General features: G+C 52.0%; 16 protein-coding genes. 9 read left to right on the top strand and 7 right to left on the bottom strand.

The window, feature by feature from the left end; all coding sequences use genetic code 11:
• Window positions 1-17: 17 nt before the first annotated feature.
• Both speD and AC55FS_RS18030 read left to right on the top strand, forming a co-directional pair.
• The gene (gene speD / locus AC55FS_RS18035; protein ID WP_496933683.1) at window positions 18-809 is read left to right on the top strand and encodes an adenosylmethionine decarboxylase; all 792 of its coding nucleotides are present in this window, start codon (window positions 18-20) and stop codon (window positions 807-809) included.
• Complete coding sequence (locus AC55FS_RS18030; RefSeq protein WP_496933682.1) at window positions 809-1,990, top strand: MFS transporter; 1,182 nt, start codon at window positions 809-811, stop codon at window positions 1,988-1,990. The genes speD and AC55FS_RS18030 overlap by 1 nt, the downstream gene beginning before the upstream one ends.
• Before the next feature lie 303 nt (window positions 1,991-2,293).
• Here AC55FS_RS18030 and AC55FS_RS18025 read toward each other — a convergent pair whose 3' ends face one another.
• The 3 genes from AC55FS_RS18025 to AC55FS_RS18015 are packed head-to-tail and all read right to left on the bottom strand — an operon-like array spanning window position 2,294 to window position 5,920.
• On the bottom strand, window positions 2,294-4,036 hold the full coding sequence (locus tag AC55FS_RS18025; protein ID WP_496933681.1) for a TonB-dependent receptor domain-containing protein: 1,743 nt from the start codon (window positions 4,034-4,036) through the stop codon (window positions 2,294-2,296).
• The gene (locus tag AC55FS_RS18020; RefSeq protein WP_496933680.1) at window positions 4,002-5,006 is read right to left on the bottom strand and encodes a class I SAM-dependent methyltransferase; all 1,005 of its coding nucleotides are present in this window, start codon (window positions 5,004-5,006) and stop codon (window positions 4,002-4,004) included. Before AC55FS_RS18020 ends, AC55FS_RS18025 begins: the two co-directional genes overlap by 35 nt.
• A complete protein-coding gene (locus AC55FS_RS18015; protein ID WP_496933679.1) occupies window positions 5,003-5,920 on the bottom strand; it encodes a MerR family transcriptional regulator in 918 nt (305 codons plus the stop codon). Before AC55FS_RS18015 ends, AC55FS_RS18020 begins: the two co-directional genes overlap by 4 nt.
• A 167-nt stretch (window positions 5,921-6,087) precedes the next feature.
• On the opposite strand from AC55FS_RS18015, the gene AC55FS_RS18010 reads away from it, so the two are divergent.
• Window positions 6,088-6,558: a PAS domain-containing protein gene (locus tag AC55FS_RS18010; protein WP_496933678.1), complete on the top strand. Its 471-nt coding sequence runs from the start codon at window positions 6,088-6,090 to the stop codon at window positions 6,556-6,558.
• Between the two features lie 69 nt (window positions 6,559-6,627).
• Here AC55FS_RS18010 and ppa read toward each other — a convergent pair whose 3' ends face one another.
• Complete coding sequence (ppa, locus tag AC55FS_RS18005) at window positions 6,628-7,155, bottom strand: inorganic diphosphatase (RefSeq protein WP_496933677.1); 528 nt, start codon at window positions 7,153-7,155, stop codon at window positions 6,628-6,630.
• Between the two features lie 169 nt (window positions 7,156-7,324).
• On the opposite strand from ppa, the gene AC55FS_RS18000 reads away from it, so the two are divergent.
• Genes AC55FS_RS18000 through AC55FS_RS17990 form a run of 3 tightly spaced genes read left to right on the top strand, consistent with a single transcriptional unit; the run spans window position 7,325 to window position 12,014 of the window.
• The gene (locus AC55FS_RS18000) at window positions 7,325-9,631 is read left to right on the top strand and encodes a TonB-dependent receptor plug domain-containing protein (protein ID WP_496933676.1); all 2,307 of its coding nucleotides are present in this window, start codon (window positions 7,325-7,327) and stop codon (window positions 9,629-9,631) included.
• Window positions 9,632-9,648: 17 nt separating this feature from the next.
• Window positions 9,649-10,536: an ABC transporter substrate-binding protein gene (locus AC55FS_RS17995; RefSeq protein WP_496933675.1), complete on the top strand. Its 888-nt coding sequence runs from the start codon at window positions 9,649-9,651 to the stop codon at window positions 10,534-10,536.
• Between the two features lie 2 nt (window positions 10,537-10,538).
• Window positions 10,539-12,014 carry a HAMP domain-containing sensor histidine kinase gene (locus AC55FS_RS17990; protein ID WP_496933674.1) on the top strand — a complete coding sequence of 492 codons (1,476 nt, stop codon included), beginning with the start codon at window positions 10,539-10,541 and terminating at the stop codon, window positions 12,012-12,014.
• A gap of 88 nt (window positions 12,015-12,102) precedes the next feature.
• Here AC55FS_RS17990 and AC55FS_RS17985 read toward each other — a convergent pair whose 3' ends face one another.
• The gene (locus tag AC55FS_RS17985) at window positions 12,103-13,080 is read right to left on the bottom strand and encodes a class 1 fructose-bisphosphatase (RefSeq protein ID WP_496933673.1); all 978 of its coding nucleotides are present in this window, start codon (window positions 13,078-13,080) and stop codon (window positions 12,103-12,105) included.
• Window positions 13,081-13,228: 148 nt separating this feature from the next.
• On the opposite strand from AC55FS_RS17985, the gene mpl reads away from it, so the two are divergent.
• From mpl to AC55FS_RS17970, 3 genes are read left to right on the top strand one after another with little or no spacing between them, the layout of a single operon-like run.
• Window positions 13,229-14,593: a UDP-N-acetylmuramate:L-alanyl-gamma-D-glutamyl-meso-diaminopimelate ligase gene (gene mpl / locus AC55FS_RS17980; RefSeq protein WP_496933672.1), complete on the top strand. Its 1,365-nt coding sequence runs from the start codon at window positions 13,229-13,231 to the stop codon at window positions 14,591-14,593.
• A complete protein-coding gene (locus AC55FS_RS17975) occupies window positions 14,590-15,213 on the top strand; it encodes a flavin prenyltransferase UbiX (RefSeq protein ID WP_496933671.1) in 624 nt (207 codons plus the stop codon). The genes mpl and AC55FS_RS17975 overlap by 4 nt, the downstream gene beginning before the upstream one ends.
• Entirely contained in the window at window positions 15,210-15,581 is a 372-nt protein-coding gene (locus tag AC55FS_RS17970) for a PA3694 family proteiin (RefSeq protein WP_496933670.1), read from the top strand. Before AC55FS_RS17975 ends, AC55FS_RS17970 begins: the two co-directional genes overlap by 4 nt.
• Here AC55FS_RS17970 and AC55FS_RS17965 read toward each other — a convergent pair.
• Window positions 15,575-16,801 (bottom strand): YHYH protein, encoded by a 1,227-nt coding sequence (locus tag AC55FS_RS17965; protein ID WP_496933669.1) that lies wholly within the window; start codon window positions 16,799-16,801, stop codon window positions 15,575-15,577. The genes AC55FS_RS17970 and AC55FS_RS17965 overlap by 7 nt on opposite strands.
• 268 nt (window positions 16,802-17,069) lie before the next feature.
• Window positions 17,070-18,530: a dihydrolipoyl dehydrogenase gene (locus AC55FS_RS17960; protein ID WP_496933668.1), complete on the bottom strand. Its 1,461-nt coding sequence runs from the start codon at window positions 18,528-18,530 to the stop codon at window positions 17,070-17,072.
• Between the last annotated feature and the right edge of the window lie 22 nt (window positions 18,531-18,552).

Raw genomic sequence — 18,552 nt, 5'->3', positions numbered from 1 at the left:
TGGGGGAGGACTCGCGCGTGAATGATCAGCTGCGTTTGCACGGCTTTAATAACCTGACGAAATCGCTCAGTTTTAATATTTATGACATCTGCTATACCCAGACGGAAAAAGAGCGTCAGGAATATATTGCTTATATCGATGAGCTGTATAACGCTGAACGGCTGACTAAGATTCTGACCAATGTTGTCGATATTATTGGTGCGAATATTCTTAACATCGCGCGTCAGGATTACGAGCCCGAAGGGGCCAGTGTCACCATGCTGATTGCTGAGCATGAAATGCCGCCGAGTGAAGAATTTACCGAAGAAAAGCCAGGTCCTTTAAAGGATTCGGTGGTAGGGCACTTGGATAAAAGCCACGTGACCGTACACACCTATCCGGAAAGCCATCCTTACGCTGGTATTAGTACCTTTCGTGCCGATATTGACGTATCAACTTGCGGCTTAATTTCTCCATTGCGAGCGTTGAATTACCTGATTCATAGTTTTGAGTCCGACATCGTGGTCATGGATTATCGAGTGCGTGGATTTACTCGTGATGTCGATGGTGTGAAGCATTATATCGATCATGATATTAACTCTATTCAGAACTATCTGACCGACGATACGCAAAATGCTTATCAGATGATTGACGTGAACGTGTATCAAGAAAATACCTTTCACACCAAAATGCTGTTAAAAGAGTTTGAACTCGACAATTATCTGTTTGGTGAAGGCGTAAAAAGCCTGACGCCAGAGCAGCGCACCGAAGTCGAGCGTAAGCTGCGCAAAGAAATGCTGGAAATTTTCTACTCGCGCAATATGCCCTAATGCCAGCACTTGTCTGGGCGCTGATGGCAGCACAAGCGCTGAATCTCAGTGCCCTGACGTTAATGGTGCTTATTGGTGGTGTGCTGGGCAGCAGTCTGCACACTGACAGCCGGCTTGCGACCTTACCGGTGGCGGCCGCCATCATTGGTACTGCTTTGGCAGTGCTGCCCGCTGCGGCGTTGGCGCAGCGCTTCGGGCGTCGCATTCTGTTTGCATCGGCTTCATTGCTGGGCGCCGTATCGGCGCTGGTGGCGATGCTGTCGCTGCAGCATTCTTCGTTTTGGGGGCTAGTTCTGGCAGCAACGGGCATCGGCGTGGTGACGGCGGTGGTGCAGCAATATCGCTTTGTTGCCATGGCGGTGGTATCTGCCGATAAACAGGCTCAGGTCGCGGCAAGGTTGCTACTGGCAGGCTTGCTTTCAGCCTGGCTCGGGCCTGAATTATCACGCTTGGCGGACTGGTGGCCTGATTATGGTTTCACGGCATCGTTTGCAGTGGTGATGCTGCTGTATTTGTTAGCCAGCGCGATTCTGTTCAGGTTTGTACCGGCAGTGGCTGCTGGGCATGACAACGCTTCTGCAATTGGGCGAGGTTGGGCTGAGCTATTGCGGCAGCCTGCTTTATGGCTGGCAATCAGTGCGGCGGCCGGCGGTTACGCCGTGATGTCCTACGTTATGACCGCCACGCCGCTCAGCATGACCAAAGTACAAGGCATGCCGCTTAGTGATGCTAAATGGGTGATTCAAAGTCACATCACGGCGATGTTTTTACCGTCGCTATTGTCGGGTTGGCTGGTTCAGCGTTTGGGCTACTGGAATATGATCCTGGCTGGATTGCTGGTTGTGTTGCTGTGCTTGGTGATTGCCTGGTGGGATCAGACGCTGCTGCATTACTGGGTTGGTTTGGTGCTGTTGGGATTGGGCTGGAACCTCTTGTTTGTTTCGGCCACCGCCTTGTTGCCGCGATGCTATAGACCGCAAGAGGCCACTCGGGTACAGGGGCTTAACGACTTTATGGTGTTTGGCTGCCAAGCTCTCTCTGCCATGGCGTCAGGTGCAGTGGTGTTGCAGCTGGGTTGGCATGGTTTGCTGCTCACCACCATTCCTCTGATGATCTTACTGCTGGCGGTGTTATTGATCAGTCGTCGCGAGGTCGTCGCTTTGCATCGCGCTGTAGCTTAATTGGCTGACGTGCAATCAAGCTCTGGTGTTGCAGGTAGGCATAGATACTGGCGCTGATAACAACAGCGAACAACATGGTGGTCAGTGACAGCATGGCAACGTCCTCATGAAGCGTCTCTTTCAGACTAGCAGCGTGCGGAGCAGCTGCAGCGAAGCACAGAGTTTGATCACTTCTAAGTAGAGGCTGAGACTGAATTCATCCCAGAACTGGTGGGTTCTCGCGCATATATATGGCCGATGGCGGTCATTACTGACAGCCGTTTCTCGCTACCGTTTTATCCCCCTTTTTTAGCTAAGCCAACACTACCAGCGATAGCGCACGCCTGCATGCCAGTCCCACTGGCCAACGGTATTGTAGGTTTGGGCCATCAGTCCAGGGCGGTGATAGCCTAAGCGCGCATTAATATGCCATTGCGCAATGGGCAGCCAGCTAATGTTAATCGCTGAGCGGTATCCTGCTGGTGCTATGGCATCGGGCAGCAAAGAACTGTGGTCCTGGCTGCGGCTTTGCCATTGCCAATCAAGTGCCCAGCGCAGCTTGGCTGAGGCTATGTGTACTAAAGCGACTTTTGCCTGAGCAAAGTCACTGGTATCGGTTCCTGGTTGCAATCGGCTTTGACGGCCGCGCCAGCGATAAACCCCTAAGCTGCTATTTAGCTGCCAGGGCTGTTGCCACACATAGTGGCGCCCCTGCCAGTGCCATTCATAACCTTGCAACTGCTGTACTTCATCGCTGTTTTCTAACTGCAATTGCTCATTGTCGAGAGGTTGAGCTACCAAGCTGTCGTGCCAGGTCTGGCGCAGCCAGCGTAGCTGCCACTGATGATTGGACGACGATGAATGGTGCCAGCTGAGTTGCATACGATTAAGAATTTCTGGCTGCAGCTGGGGGTTGGGTAAGACGTTGTCGGTGGCGGACAGTCGTTGCTCCGCGGTGGGTGCTTGGTTGTATTGCCCTAGGTGCCAGTCAATCCGATTGGCGTTGTCGTATTGGTATTTTAATCTTACAAACGGCAGCCACTGGGTGTTGCTGTTGCTGTCTGATAGTGACTCTATTTGTGTGCGTCTGAGCTGTTGCTGGCTGCTTTGCATGCGATAGCCCAGGGTCAAATGAAGGTCTCTGCTGAGTTGCCAGCGGTCAGTTAGGGTCAGTCCAAAGCGGTCGTCACGCAGTTGAAAGCGTTGTTGATTGTTTTTATGGCGACGATGTTCTCGTTGCCATTCTCCTTGCAGTTGCCAGCGATGTTCACCCTGAGTGCTGGCTAGAGTCCCCAGCCATTGCCATTGCCGGGTGTGCTGCTGGTCTGAGGTTAACTCTTGATCAAAAGCGCTGAGAGTTACGCGATTATTAAGGGTTAAGCCGGTTAGCGTTTGTTGGCTGCGTAGCTGCAGTCGGCCCACATCACTGGTCAGTGTTTCATCGCTGCTGGTTTGCTGTTTGGCGCTGATCCACAGCCAGCGGGCATTGAGATCAGCGCTGTCTATTTGCCAGCGTTGATGGCTGCTAAACAGACTTTGTCGATCTTCGAAGCGTGAGCTGCTGTGCATTAATTGAAGTTGTTGCCGTCTCGTGCTCCAGCGCAGTGCTGCTGTCCCATCCTTACTGCCGGTTAGGCGCGTCTGCAGTTCGCCACCAGGTGAGCTGCTATCGGTATTATGCAGTTGCACGCGAATAATGGCGCTGCCAAGTCCGAGTGGATCGAGGTCGTTACCATCGAGCTGAATGCTGGCTACGGCAGCGGCAGGTATGCTGGCGGCAATGCTCTGGCCGGAGCCATCACGGTCGGTGAGGGCGACACCATCAATGAGTAATCGGCTTTGGCCTGATGGGGTACCAGACACTTGAATGCGGCGAGCATCGCTGTCGCCGCTGATGCTAACCCCCGGCAGCAGCTGCAGCATATCGAGCAAGGTTTCTGGCAAAAAAGGCGAAAACTCGTCGGCAGAATAGATTTGTGCGTTGGCTGCAGGGCTGAGGGTCAGCCATAGCCACAGCCACCAATGACGAGCGTTATTGCTGGCTGGCCAGCAGCAGCTTAAAGCCATTGCTCTGCACCATGATCTCGACCCTGGCAAAATGCTGCTGTGCCCAGTCTTCGTAAGGCAAATGGCGGTTAGCGATGATCCACAGCTGTCCGTCCAGGGTCAGGTGTTGTTTGGCATCGGCAAACAGTCGCTCAGCAAACTGATAGTCGGTTGACTTGCCTTGGTGAAACGGAGGATTACTAATAATGTAGTCATAGCGCTCCTGCAGTTGCTGTAGACCATTGCTGGCTATCACTTGTACCTGGAGTTGCTGACGTAGGCTGTTTAACTCAGAGCTACGCAGTGCCAGGGCGTCAATATCGCTTAGAGTGACTTGCAACTCTGGGCTGCGGGCTTTGAACGTCAGGCCAATTACACCTGCGCCACAGCCTAAATCCAGTAAGCGACCACTGGCGGGAGCCGGTAAATGTTCCAGTAATACGGCTGTTCCCTGATCGAGGCGGTCAAAACTGAATACACCGGGCAAAGCCATAAAGCTCTGCTGTTCGACGCTAAAGGAGCCTGCGTACTTTAACCAGTTAAATGCGGGTCGTGCTGTCAGCTGAATGCGCCACAGGCTGCAGCGTCGGGCGCTGTCTATTTTTTCTGCACTTTGACCAGCCTTTTGTGCGGCACTACCAATGCTTTTACCACCGGCATCATTGGCGGCCACGGCCAATACCTGTTGGGCACTGTTTGGCATGGCGGCAATACAGTCCAGCAATGCTAACGCCAATGCTTTTGATTTGGGCCACATCAATAGGATGGTGTCGGCTGTCAGAGCCTGTGGATCGGGTACGCCATGTTGGCAATCAATGTGTTGGTTTTGAAAGCTCTGTTGGGTGCTGAGATCCCAACTTAATACCGACACTTGATGTTGGCGTAATACGGCTGCGAACTCCGGATCTAGGCTTTGATGACCGCACAGCATTTGAGTATTGGGCTGCTGCCAAAGTGAATGGCGTAGCAATAATTGTTGTTCATTACTCATGCGCTAGGGTCTGCCAATAAATCGCGAATATTAAGTGCGGCTTGTTGTATGTCATCTTGCAAGGCAATAGCCCCGCGTTGGCGTAATGCTTCATGCATCTCTTTGGCTGCTGTGCTGATAAAAACTGGCCGGCCAGATTCGAGAATGATGTCTTGAACGGTATCCAATTGATGATCATCGGCAGCGTCTGGCAGTTGCAGCAGAGCGGCTTGCCAGTCCATCTCGACTAAGCATTCTGTAATCTGCTTTGCACTCAGCATGCCGTGCATCCAGATACAGCGCAGCCCTAGTTGTTTCAGCAATATGGCGGTGAGTAACAGCTCTATGCTGTCTTGCTGGCGGCTACTGGCCACCAAAATGCTGGCACTGTGGGGGCGTTGGGTTTGTTCTGACAATCGCCATGCTAACCGCGCATGTAAAAAACCGCTGTAAAAACGCAATCGCGCATGTCCCAGTGACTGGGTCACATCTTCGCGCAGCTGGTTATAAATCGGAATGAGTAAGAAGCGCAGAGCAATATCGATGGGAAAAAACTGGCTCACTTCGTCAAAAATGCTGCCTAGGGCTTGATCGTCGAAGGCTTGTACGGCGTTGCTGAGTTGCTCGCGGTATTGATGCCATTGCGACGGTTGTGCTTGGCTGCTAAGGCTGACATCACCGGCATTGGGTTCATGGTCTAGCATGGCACGGGCTTGTGAAATAGGAATGCCGCGATTCAGCAGAGTGACCACCTGTTTGATCAGACGGATGTCGTCTTCGCTGTACAGGCGATGGCCTTTGGCGGTGCGTTTGGGCGTAATAAGTCCATAGCGACGTTCCCAGGCACGTAGGGTGATGGCATTGACCCCGGTCTCGTTAGAGACAACGCGGATGGGGTAATACGCGGCCTGTGGCTCTTGTCGCTGATTGCTCATGGCGGGCTCTTACTGCACAATTTTGTGATACAGCATTCTATAAGCAGTTATACACAATGTAAAAATTCTGCTGACTGACGACGCTCAGTGAGCGGTTTAGCTTGCATCTTTCTTTATGCCTACTGCCTATAGTATGGTTACGCGGTCACTGACATTGGAGACATGGCATGGTCACTGACCTGGAACACGGCGGACCGATCAGTCTGGAATTGTTAAAAAAAGCGGTTGATGCCTCTAATGACGGCATTGTGATTGCTGAGCAGGAAGGCGATGATAATATCCTGATCTACGTCAATCGCGCCTTTGAGCGGCTGACGGGCTACACCGCCGATGAGATTTTGTATCAGGATTGCCGTTTTCTGCAGGCGGGTGATAGGGCACAAGACGGTTTGGATGCGATCCGTGAAGCGATTGAATTAGGTCGCTCTAGCCGGGTGGTACTGCGCAATTATCGCAAAGATGGCAGTTTATTTTGGAATGAGCTGAGTATCTCCCCGGTGTACAACCAGGACGATAAACTGACGTACTACATTGGCGTGCAAAAAGATGTCTCGGCTCAAGTTGAAGCCGAACAGCGCGCTGCCAAGGCCGAGCAAGAGCTAGTCGAACTCAGAGCTCAGCTGTCTGGAAAAAGCTAAATCCAGCGTAATACACTGTCGATACAAAAAAGGAGCCAAACGGCTCCTTTTTATTTTCTGCACCAGCCGTTAGCCTTGGTAGGCTTCAGCGGAGGCAGTAATCATATTGCGGGCGGCTTCAGCGTTGTCCCAACCCTTCACCTTCACCCATTTGCCTTTTTCCAGATCTTTGTAGTTTTCAAAGAAATGGGTGATCTGATCGCGCAGCAGTTGCGGCAGATCGTCGACATCTTGCACGTCGTTGTACAGCTGGGTCAGTTTTTCGTGTGGCACTGCCACCAATTTAGCGTCTTCACCGGCTTCGTCTTCCATGTTCAGTACGCCGACTGCGCGAGCACGGATCACCGAACCTGGCTGTACTGGGTAAGGCGTTACTACCAGCACATCTAATGGGTCGCCGTCGTCGGCCAGTGTATTTGGAATGTAGCCATAGTTCGCTGGATAGAACATTGGCGTTGCCATAAAGCGATCAACCAGCAAACAATCCATGTCTTTGTCGATTTCGTATTTGATCGGTGAGTGGTTGGCAGGGATTTCAATCACGACGTATACATCGTTAGGAAGATCTTTGCCTGCAGGGATTGAGTTGTAGCTCATCTTGGTGGTCCACTGGGTTGATAATTAGAGGTCGGCGATTATAGCCGTAAGGCATGGCTGTGTCAGGCATTGAGCAAATAGCCAGGAAGGTCAGGATATTCGCAGGTTTACCTCATTGGGATTTGTTCCTAGACTGACAAAGCGATAACTAATCGATGACTTTTTTATCATGAAAACTTGGACTTCTCTGCTACTGAGCGCTTGTGCTGTACAGGCAGTAGCGGTGCCATTGGACGATGATCTAATGGCCGATGATTTTAACTTAGAAACCCCCTTTGCACTGGAATCGGAGCTGCCGGTCGTGCTGACTGCCTCAAGGCTGCGTCAGGCCAGGGCTGATGTGCCAGCCAGTGTGACTGTGATAGAGGCGGAGCAGATTGCTGCTTGGGGAGTACGAACCGTGCCGGAGCTTATGCGATTTGTCCCTGGTATGTTTTTGGGTCACGGTGACAACGAGAATAACCCATCGGTTACTTATCATGCTGGCAACCCAAATTTGACCCGACGCATGCAGGTTTTGGTCGACGGTCGCTCGGTGATCCGACCTGGTATCGCGGCCGTCACTTGGGATGATTTGGCGGTCGCCCTTGAGGATATACAGCGTATCGAAATCACTCGCGGGCCCAACTCGGCTACCTATGGCGCCAACGCATTTTTGGGTGTGATCAATATCATTACCCGTCACCCGGCCGATAGTACCGGAACTCGGCTGCGTTACCGGGTCGGTAATCAAACGACTCGTGATGGTTTCGCCAGTATTGCCGGTGTTTCTGGCTTGAGTAGTTATCGAATCAGCGCCAGTGTGAACGGCGATGATGGTTTTGATGGTGACGGCGAATTTGACGATGAAGAAGAAAGAGATCTGAGTGGCGACAATTTTCGCGATTCTAAACGCCATCAGTTTATCAATGGCTATTATCATCAGCAGCTGCAGCCCTGGGTGCAGCTCAATTTACAAGCGTCGCTGAAGCGTGGCCATACGGATATTCGCCGCAATGGGGACGAAGCTTGGTTGGAACCATTAGACCAAGATACCGATCAGCAGTACTTGTGGGGCAAATTGCAGTTTGAGCATAGCGCTAACCACTCGTCATATTTACAGGCGTACTGGCACCACAATGAGCGTTTGGTCGGCTCGCCTGTTTGCAGTCCTACCATTACCTTTGATCCAGCCTTGTTTGGCCTTTATCAAACCAATCCCAGCTGGGTATCGGTGTTTTTATCGGGTAATGAGCAGCTATTGGGCATGCTGCTGAGCGGCAACGCCGATGCTGAGGTCATCACTGAACTGGCCGGTTTTGAGGTGTCAGATAATGACGTGCAGCAAGTTGTCGGAGTGTTGCAGCGTGCAATAGACCCCTCAAATCCGTCGGACTTATCCAATCTTAGGGAAGAGAGCTGTGGCGATATTAATTGGGATATGGTCGAACAGCGCTATGATGTGGAGTGGCAAGACACCTTTGTGTGGTCGGATAGTTTGCGCAGCGTGACGGGGATTAACCTTCGTCGCGATCAGGCGGACTCCGAAACCTATTTTGACGGTTATGCCAAAAACGACACCTATCGTTTATTCGCTAACGTTGAATGGCGCATGTTTAAACGGCTATTGCTTAACTTAGGTGCGACCTATGAAAACGAGCAAGCCAATGACAATGTGCTATCTCCACGGGCGGCATTAAACTATTTGCTGTCGCCGCAGCACAGTGTCAGATTTGTTGCCTCTCAGGCCGTCCGCTCTCCTGATTTATTGGAGCAAGAGCCGGTCTACTCGTTGGAGGCCACTAATTTAGTCGTCAAAGACAGTACTGAACTCAATTACCTGGGCTTGGATACCGCTACCTTCTTTATGAATCAAACACCTGAGTCGAGGCAGCTGGATCACGAAAAAATTACTAGCTGGGAGTTGGGCTATTACGGGCATTTCGCTGATATCGGCTTGGAGTTGGATCTCAAGCTTTATCGTAACTTACAAAGTCAGTTGATTTCGGACCCTATTAATTTGCAAACCATCAGTGTTCGTTCCGACACAAAAATGCGGGTTCAGGGGGCTGATCTTCAGGCAATATGGCGCTTTACTCCTCGTGATACGCTGTGGTTAGCGGCGGCTTATGTGGATGCAGACGTTACGCTAGGTGATACCACGGAACTGAGCAGTAAAGAAAAGGCCAACCTCAAGAAAGTGGAGCTCAGGTCAAGTGCCAGGGATAGCGTGGTACTGAGCTGGATTCACCAGACAGAAAACTGGAAACTGGCTTTGTCTCACTTTTGGCATGATGCTTATGGAGACGGATTTAGACAAAACCGTCGTTATCGCCGTTACGAAGTCAATGCTAGCAAGTTGTGGCAAATTGGGCGTTATCGCCCCTATGTTGGTGTCTTCTGGCAGCATATGATTGATGACTCACAGCTGATTTATGCTAACCAGCGTTACAATACGCGAGAAAAATATTACCTCCAGCTTGGGCTGGACTTTTAAAGCGAGACGGCAACCGCATGGATGCAATGCACAAGCAGCGATGGTGTGCTATCGCTGCTATGGCCCTGATGTGGCTGGCAATGCCAGCTTGGGCTGCAGATATTATGGTGTTCGCCAACCGACCGTTAAAGTCGGTGGAGGCCTTTACCGAACAGTTGCAACAAGGCACTGAGCACACGGTTACCATGACTACCCGGCGAGCAGACTTGGCTCGCGCGGATGTGGTGGTCGCATTGGGAGGGGCGTCATTAGCTGCGCTACCGGATGACTTTAATAAGCCGTTAGTGGCGGCATTTGTCAGTCGGCAACAATACCTGGAACACCGTAAAAAGATACGCTCAGCGGTTTTTATTGAACCGTCACTGGAAAAACAATTGCGCCTAGCAAGGGCGCTACTTGGTCCTGAGCAGCGTTTAGGAGTATTGCTGGAGAGCGCCAAGCAATGGGCTGAATTTAGTCCGCTGGCATTACCAGAGGAAGGTCAGATTGACGGTATTGGCCTGACGGCGGTACGTTTTGTCGAAGACTATGACAGCCTCAACCACGCTTTGGTGTCTTTATTGCAAGACAGCGAAGCTTTGGTGGGTATTTACGATACTGAGTTGTATTCAGCGACCAATATTAAAAATATTCTGATTACAGCATATCGGCAAAATGTGCCGTTAATTGGACCTTCAAATGCCTATATTAAAGCTGGCGCATTAGCCTCGCTATACAGTGATTTACCGCAAATGGCTAAACGCAGTGCCGAAATTATTGAGCAAGGGCTGCAAGGGCAGTGGCCTGATGCCGATTACAATCCATATTTTCATGTGCGCTATAACCAACAAGTGGCGCGCTCATTGAACATGGTTCTACCCGATGCCGATGTACTGGCTGAACAGCTGTCGAGACCACGGCAGTGACTATGCGCCAATGGTCTATCCGGCGGCGTATATCTTTGGTTGGCGCGATACCAGCACTACTCACTGTTGTGTTACTGACGGCAGTCAATTTATGGCAGCGATGGAATGATGTCAGTGCCGAAAGTGCTCGCACAGCCGATATCTTAATGGCCAACCTCATCGCTGCGGCTGAGTATCCGTTAATATCGGGCAATTATTCGTTATTGAATCCTTTGGTTAAGCAAATTTTGGCGCAGCCGGCTTTTGTTTTATTGCAAATGCACTCTCCAGAAGATGAGTTGTTGCTAGAGCAGCAGAGTGATGATTTTGAGCAACTCAATGCGGTAGATATTGCTCGGTATAAATTTGAAGTGACTCGTGTGGTTGAGCCGCTGTCGGATTTCTCGGAGTTAGAGCAGCAAACCTCCAGCATTGAAACGCTGGCTATTATTACGTTAGGTGTGTCACATCACGCTATTCGTCAACAACAAATGCGGACCTTGTATCAAACGCTGTTTTCAGGTGCTGTAGTGGTGCTATTGGCCGCCATTTTTGGCCGTTTCGCTGCCATGGGGATTATTCCGCCGTTAGAGAACGTGACACGGTTTATTGGCAAACTGGCTCTTGGCAATGTGTCTGGGCGAATGGATGTGGATCACGGTGCGGAAATTGGTCAGTTGCAAGAATCAGCCAACCGCTTGGCGGAGTCGTTAGAGCAGGCCCGACGAGATCAGCAAACCTTTACTCGACGTTTGTTAAGCGAGCAACAAAAAACTCAGGCGGCCAGTCGGGCAAAAAGTGAATTTCTGGCGATGATGAGTCATGAACTGCGTACGCCATTAAATGGTGCGGTTGGCATGTTGCAGCTAATGAGTCCCGATAACAGTGAAGAAGAATTTAACGAATTTAAAGGCTTGGCTGAGCAGTCGCTGACGCATCTGACACAGCTGCTTGAAGATGTGCTGGTAGTGGTCGATATTGAAAAAAATCGTTTGACCGTGAGGCCAGAATCTCATCAGGTGGCACCACTATTAGATAATCTACTGATGACGTTTCGCCAGCGTGCTCTCAGCAATGGCGTGTCTTTAGTGGTGGATTATGATCCTAATTTGGCCAATCTTTGGCTACGTTTAGACCCCTCGCTGTTGCGCCAAACCGTCCGGCATTTAGTCGACAATGCCATTAAATTCACCGAGCAGGGCATGGTGATATTGCGACTGGCGTTAATCCCCAGCGAGGATCATCAACGTTTATTGGTGGAAGTCACAGATACCGGCATTGGTATTGATGACAGTCAGAAAGAGCGTGTGTTTGAAGCGTTCGCTCAGGTCAGCTCGTCTTTTAACCGCCGTTTTGAAGGCGTGGGCTTAGGCCTGACTATATGTCATCACATCAGTCAGATTGTCGGCGGTACGTTGCGCATCGAAGACAATGACAAGCAAGGAACCCGAGTTATTGTTGAGTTACCCGTTGATGTTGTTGATGACCCAGGTGTGTAAACACGAATACAGAAAATGTCTGGCATGAGATGCATGCCAAAATGAAACAGGCAGCGCACAAAGTGCTGCCTGTTTAACGGGTAAGCTGTTACGCCTCGGAACCGTGATAACGCTCAACGTTATCGACTTCCTGCGCCGAGCCCATCACCACAGAAACACGCTCGTGAATGCCTTGTGGCTGAATATTCATAATCTCGGTAAAGGCGGTTGACGCTTTGCCGCCTGCTTGCTGAACCAAAAAGCTCATTGGATTGCCTTCGTACATCAAACGCAGCTTGCCGGGTTTGTGCGGTTCGCGGTTGTCGTAGGGGTACATAAACAAGCCGCCGCGGGTCATGATGCGATGTATCTCAGCCACCATAGAAGCAATCCAGCGCATGTTGTAACGCTTGCCTAATGGGCCTTCTTCGCCTTGCAGCAGGTCGGCCACATAGTTTTGCATTGGCTCCAGCCAGAAACGCTGGTTGGACATGTTGATGGCGAATTCTTTGGTTTCAACTGGGATAGCGATTTGCTCACGCTGCAGCACAAATTCGCCAATACGTGGGTCCAGGGTAAAAGAGTACACGCCTTTGCCCAGGGTCAGTACCAGAATGGTCGACGGGCCGTAGAGCACATAACCGGCAGCCAACTGAGCACTACCTGGCTGCAGATAGGCGTTTTCGCTGCTAGCGTCATCACCGTCGCGGGCTGGCAAAATCGAGAAAATGGTGCCAACGGTGACGTTCACATCGATATTGGAGGAACCATCTAATGGATCAAACAGCACCAACAGGCTGCCATCTGGGTTGGCTGCGACTGGCAGCTCTTCTTCTTCGCTGGCCATACCTTTGACGGCAGGCTGAGCAGCCAGCACGTCTTTTAAAATATCGTTGGAAATCACGTCGAGCTTTTTCTGGCACTCGCCTTGTACGTTTTCCTGCTCCGCACTGCCCAGAACACCTGCCGCTGCACCCAGCTGGATGCGATAAGCGATGTCTTTGCAGGCCACCATCAGGCCGTCAATTACATCGGTCAAAGCCTGATGATCACTGTGCTGTTGAAGAAACGTACGTAAGCGTTGCATGCGGATTCCCGGTGTTGGTCGAAAAGTGCGCGCAGTCTACCTGAAGCGCTGGCAAATTTCAGTGCCAATGCGATGGGAACTTGGGTGCAATAGCGCCAGCCAGTACACTATGCGCTACAAATGACAGACACAGGCGGAGCAAGCGCTGATGCGTATTCATATTCTTGGCGTATGCGGCACCTTTATGGGATCTCTGGCGCAGTTGGCAAAAGGCCTCGGCCACGAGGTCAGCGGCAGCGATGCTGGCGTTTATCCGCCGATGAGCGATCAGCTGCAAGCCGCTGGTATTGAGCTGTTTGAGGGTTGGTCACCGGAGCATATAACCGAGGATATTGACCAAGTTATCATCGGTAATGCGTTATCGCGCGGCAATCCGGCGGTGGAATATGTGCTGGAACGTGGCATTCCTTATACCTCAGGGCCGCAGTGGCTGAATCAACATGTGCTGCCTGGGCGTTGGGTGTTGGCGGTGGCTGGCACCCATGGCAAAACCACCACCAGCTCTATGCTGGCTTGGATTCTCGATCATGCTGGAATGGCGCCTGGCTTTTTGATTGGTGGTGTGCCAGAGAATTTCTCCTGTTCGGCCCGTCTAGGTGATACGCCATTTTTTGTCATCGAAGCCGATGAATATGACACCGCATTTTTCGATAAGCGCTCCAAGTTTGTGCACTATCAACCACGCACTCTGGTGCTGAATAATCTGGAATTTGATCACGCCGATATCTTTGCTGATCTGGCCGCCATTGAACGTCAGTTTCATCATGTCATTCGCACTGTTCCAGCCTCGGGCCAGGTCATTTATCGTGCCGATGAAGAGGCTTTGCAGCGGGTATTAGCCCAAGGCGTGTGGTCCGATTCATTGGCATTTGGCGATGCCCAGGACTGGCATTGGCACTTGCACCAGGCCGATGGCAGTGACTTTAGTGTGTGTTATCAGTCGAGGCCTGTGGCACGCATTCGTTGGTCATTAAAGGGGCTGCATAATGTCAGTAATGCCATGGCCGCGATCCTGGCCGCTCATCATGTCGGCGTAGCTGTTGAACAAGCGGCCGAAGCGCTGCAACAGTTTCGTTCAGTCAAACGCCGCTTGCAGTCGTTGGGAACGGTGGCTGGCGTACAAGTACTGGATGATTTTGCTCATCACCCGACGGCCATCGCCAGCACGTTAGAAGGCATGGCGGCGTCTTTGCTGCCGGGGCAGCGTTTAATTGCCGTGCTGGAACCTCGCTCCAACACCATGAAGCTGGGTGTGCACCAGGCAACATTGCTGCAGTCGGTGGCGGCAGCAGATCAAGTGCATTGGTTGCAGCCAGCCGAGCTAAGCTGGTCGTTGAATGAGCTAGCACAACAGCATGGCCAGGCATGTTACTCCAGCAGTCAGCAATTGCTGGATGAATTGGTCATGCAGCTACAGCCGGGTGATCAGGTGGTGTGTATGTCTAATGGCAGCTTTGATCGGCTGCCACAGCGATTACTCGAGGCGCTACGTCTGCGGGAGGACAAACAATGAGGGTTTGCATTGCAATTACCGGTGCCTCTGGCTCGTTATATGCCCTGCGTTTGATGCAGGCGCTGATTAGTGCTGATGTGGGCGTCGATGTGATTGTGTCGAAAGCGGCACAGTTAGTGTTTGCCACTGAAACGCCGTTAACCTTGCCAGCTAAGCCTCAGGCTCAAGCCCAGCGATTGCGTGAGTATTTACAGGCATCTGAGCCGCAGTTGCGGGTATTTGGTCGCGAAGATTGGATGGCCCCGTGGGCGTCTGGCTCGGGGCAGCCCGGTCCTGTGGTGGTGTGCCCTTGCAGCACTGGCACTTTATCGGCCATCGCTACCGGTGCCAGTAATAATCTGATAGAACGCGCTGCCGATGTGGCATTAAAAGAGCGGCGCCAGCTGATTTTGGTGCCACGAGAAACACCGTATTCGGAAATCCATTTGCAAAACATGCTTACCCTCAGTCGCATGGGTGCGGTGATACTGCCGGCCAGCCCAGGGTTTTATCATCAGCCGCAACAGCTGAGTGATTTGATCGACTTTGTTGTGGCGCGCATCTTGAACCAACTGAATATTGATCATCAATTAATGCCCGCCTGGGGCAAAGACCATCTTTCATCCGAGGACCCTTCATGAGTAACGAACCGGTAATGCAGCAAGACACCGACAAAGGCAAATGGTTAGGCGTAGGTTTTTTTGCCGGTGTGATCGTCTCTGTATTAGCGTTGGAATATTATGGTTTTATCCAGCATTCCGATAAGGCCGATGCCGCAGTGATTGACCAATTTCAGTTGCTCACCTTAGCACCCGATTATGAAACGCGAGTATCGCCAAAAGAATCTGGCAAAGAAGGTTTTTGTGTGAACGGTTACTTGTTGTTGCGCCCCACCAACGGCAATGCCACCGCGGGCATTTTGGTGGATGGTAAAAATCGCGGCATTCGCTGCCGCGATGGTTTAGCGGTATCCGATCAACAGTTGAAGGCCGAGCCCGCTTCTCAATAATGTCGGTGGCCGTCGTGGGAATGGGCCGCTCGAGAACGTGGCCCAGCTCCCGTTCCTGGATTGGAGACAAAACTGTCGTGCACCGCGCCGCGATAGCAATTCATAATCCAAGGAAAGCCATTGGTGACGTAATAGCCGTACTGGCCATCCACCGTCATACCATTGCACTCATCTAAATCTCCCGCTCCAACCTGGTACTGATAGTCGCCGCGGAATTGGCCATCATAACTGTCGCTAGCCACACTGCCGACGCCGGCAACGGGTGTTTGATAATCTGACACGGCTTGTCGAGTGCCTGATTTCAGCACATAACTGGAACGCGCTGCTCGCAAGCTGCCGTTGTCGTTAATGCAGGGGCCGTATAGCGGAAAGCCATCGGCAGCAAAACCAATAACGCCAGAAGCGCTGCTGACGCTGTTGCAGTCGAGGGCATAGAGAGCGCGCGGATCGCCATGATAGTGGTAGGTACCATCGGGCTGAGAATGGGCGTTATGGCTGTCGGTACCAAAGCCGTTTAGTGCTGACATGGGGTCATAGCGCCAAGGGTTATCGATTTGGTCTGGGCCACAACCAATTTTTTCCTGCCCTAACGGCTCATTGCCAACGCCATAACAAGCCGCAGCCAGCAGATCGACGGTGGCACCATTAAGAAAAATGGCATTGGTAACCCCTAGGGTTAATGCCGTACTCGTGGCTGCCATTTGCGGCTGGCGTGCTATCTGATAGTTGCCACTTTGCTCACTGACCGGGGTGGCAAACTGGGCATCACCGTCATGAAAATCGTGATTGGGAATTTCATTCACCACGAACTGGCACTCGCTTGTGCTGGCAGTCAAGGTCACCTGGCCACTAAAGGCAAGGTTGCGGTTAATGTCGGTTACCTGAGAAGTGAACTGGCCGATATAGTTTCCGCAGTCACCAGAGCGCTGGTTAAACACCGCATTGGTTATATCCTGCGGCGTATCAGGCTCAGGCTCAGGCTCAGGTTCTGGTTCTGGTTCTGGTTCGGGTTCGGGTTCGGGTTCGGGTTCGGGTTCGGGTTCGGGTTCGGGTTCGGGTTCGGGTTCGGGTTCGGGTTCGGGTTCGGGTTCGGGTTCAGTGGGTGTTTCAGGTGTGCTGGCATCGTCATCATCTGATGAGCTACTACTGCCTGAGCCGCAACCGGCCAGCAATGTCAGCGATAACCAGCAACACAATAACAGCGAAGATTGATTAGTCACGATAGGAACTCCCGTTGAACCCAAGTGGCCATCAGTCTAGTAGAGCGGATAGGCGGCTGCGCGATCAACGCAGCCGTTTAATCTAGGGCCTGGTAACGCTATTTAGCTCTTTGCTGCCGGGAGCCCGTCTTTTCGTGGTATGTCTGAAAATCCCTCAATCTGTGTTGCTCATCCTTCATTTAACTCTTTAAACATCAGTCTTCGCGCCTTAATTGAGGGGTTTTCAGTTCATAACAGCGTGATCGAAATAGTGTGAACAGGCCCTAAGTTAAGAGCCAACGCCACATTCAGCGCAACGGTCCATCAAGGCACTGCCTAAATGCAGATTGGCGTTAACGTCGCGTAAGGCGGTACGCAGTCCTTCTTCGATGACGGGGTGATAAAACGGCATTTCCAGCATTTGTGGAATGGTCATGCGCTGCTGATGAGCCCAGGCCAGCAAATGAGCCAGGTGCTCGGCACGCGGACCGGCCATTTCCGCCCCCAAAAACAGTCCGCTACCTTGCTCGGCGTACACTCGCAGTAAGCCCTGATTTTTCAGCATCACCCGTGAGCGCCCTTGGTTGTGGAACGACACTTCGCCGATGGCATAACAGTCTCGCTGATAGCGCTGACGGACCTCGCTGTAACGCATGCCAATGGTGGCCAACTGAGGATCGCTGAACACCACGCCTATCGCAGAGCGGCGTAAACCCGAGCGTATATAGTCCATGTTGGTTAAGGAACGACCGGCATTGTCGCCGGCGATCTTGCCCTGATCGGCGGCCTCGTGCAGCAATGGAATCTGGTTGGAAGCATCGCCGGCAATAAAGATCGGCGTTTGTCCTATCTGCATGGTGAAAGGGTTGGCGATGGGAACATCACGTTCATCCAACGGCAAATCCAGGTTTTCCAGCCCCAGCTGATCGACATTAGGTCGACGGCCAGTGGCGGCAATCAGGTAATCGACGTTGATCTGCTGATCGCCATCATAACGAATACGCACACCCTCTGACGTGCGCTCGATACTATCTACTTGAGCATCGGTATTAAAGTAATGGAACTCCTCTGCCAAGGCTTGGTGAGCGGCGTCGCGTACCTGGGGGTCGGTAAAAGGGCCCAAGGCGCCACCGACACCAAACATCGACACTTCTACCCCCAAACGGCTAAGCGCCTGGCCTAATTCCAAACCAATGACTCCAGGCCCGAAGACTGCCACCGAACGCGGTAAATCATCCCACTCGAAGATATCGTCATTAACGATCAGGCGATCTTCGGCGGCGTTGAAAAATCCAGGGTAAGTGGGGCGAGAGCCGGTAGCGATAACGATACGCTTGGCGTCGATGTGCACATCTTCATCGTGCTCGCGTTTTACCAACAAGCGGTTAGCATCGATAAAGCGGGCGTAGCCACGCAAGCGGTGTTGCTCATCAATGCTGTCGACAGACTCCAATACAAAACCCACAAAGCGATCACGTTCACTTTTGACCCGCTGCATCACCGCCTGGCCATCAATCTTGGGTTCATCGGCGATGACGCCAAAGGCATGGCTATGGCGAACATCATGGGCGGCATCGGCTGCGGCAATCAGCAGTTTACTCGGCATACAGCCTACCCGCGCACAGGTGGTGCCATAGTGTCCGGCTTCAATCAGTACGACCGAATCTGTGTGTTCGCGGGCGGCGCGATAGGCCGCCAGACCGGCGGTGCCGGTACCGATAATCGCAACATCTTTGCTTAGCGTGGGCATGGGTTACCTCCATCCAAATGAT

The organism is Bacterioplanes sp. CLAM21 (assembly GCF_059641015.1).
Note: the sequence above shows the minus strand (reverse complement) of the source record. Positions and strands in the feature narration are given on the sequence as shown.